Below are 1,055 nucleotides of genomic sequence, written 5' to 3'. Positions count from 1 at the left end.
GCCCCGACCGGGTGGGGCCGCGCGGCATCCTGCAGTCTCTCGCCGACGGCATCAAACTCGCACTCAAGGAGGGCATCGTCCCCGCGGGCGTCGACAAGCCCATCTACCTGCTGGCGCCGATCATCGCCACCGTGCCGGCGTTCATGGCGTTCGCGGTGATCCCGTTCGGTCCTGAGGTCTCGATCCTCGGAACGTGGACGCCGCTGCAGCTCACCGATCTTCCGGTGGCCGTGCTCTACGTCCTCGCCGTCACCTCCGTCGGCGTCTACGGAATCGTCCTGGCGGGGTGGGCATCCGGCTCCACCTATCCGCTGCTGGGCGGCCTGCGCTCCACCGCGCAGGTGATCTCGTACGAGGTCGCGATGGCGTTGTCGTTCGCGGCGGTGTTCCTCGACGCCGGCACCATGTCGACGTCGGGAATCGTCGCCGCGCAGCACGGCCACTGGTACGTCTTCCTGCTGCTGCCGTCGTTTGTCTTGGCGGCTGGCGGGCGCCGTGGCCCCTGAACATGTGGGACGGCGCCAACTCCGGATGGTGGCCACTGCTGTGGTTCGTCGCGAAGGTGTGGTGCTTCCTGTTCGTGTTCATGTGGCTGCGTGCCACGCTCCCGCGCCTGCGCTACGACCAGTTCATGAACCTGGGCTGGAAGGTGCTCATCCCGGTGTCCCTCGTGTGGGTCATGGTGGTCGCCACGGTGCGTGCACTGCGCATCGAGGGCTACGAGACGCGGTCGATCGTCCTGCTCGTCGGCGGCCCGGTCGTCGCATTGCTGCTCCTGCTCGTCCTCTACCGCACGCTGCGTCCCGGACGATCCGTCCCCGGCGCGACACCACCGGTATCGGCGGAGCGGGAACCGTTCGACCCGATGGCCGGCGGGTTCCCGGTTCCGCCGCTGCCCGGCCAGTCCGTGCGGGCCGCACCCGACCTCGTGCGGTCCGGACACTCCGGAAAGGAGGATCTCGATGCCTGACTTCTTCGACTCCGTCGCCGGGTTCGGCGTGACCTTCTCGACGATGTTCAAGAAACCCGTGACCGAGTTCTATCCCGAGCACAAG

2 pseudogenes are annotated in these 1,055 nt (G+C 67.8%); both read left to right on the top strand.

Features of this window, described 5'->3' with window-relative positions:
- Positions 1 to 970, top strand: a pseudogene (locus tag IJ15_RS25785) (complex I subunit 1/NuoH family protein); the annotation flags it as partial.
- Positions 963 to 1,055 (top strand): annotated as a pseudogene (locus tag IJ15_RS0123845) (NADH-quinone oxidoreductase subunit NuoI); the annotation flags it as partial. The pseudogenes IJ15_RS25785 and IJ15_RS0123845, both read left to right, overlap by 8 nt.

The sequence above is a fragment of the Prescottella defluvii genome (assembly GCF_000738775.1).
Classification (GTDB): Bacteria; Actinomycetota; Actinomycetes; order Mycobacteriales; family Mycobacteriaceae; genus Prescottella; species Prescottella defluvii.
This window is presented reverse-complemented; position numbering and strand designations above follow the sequence as displayed.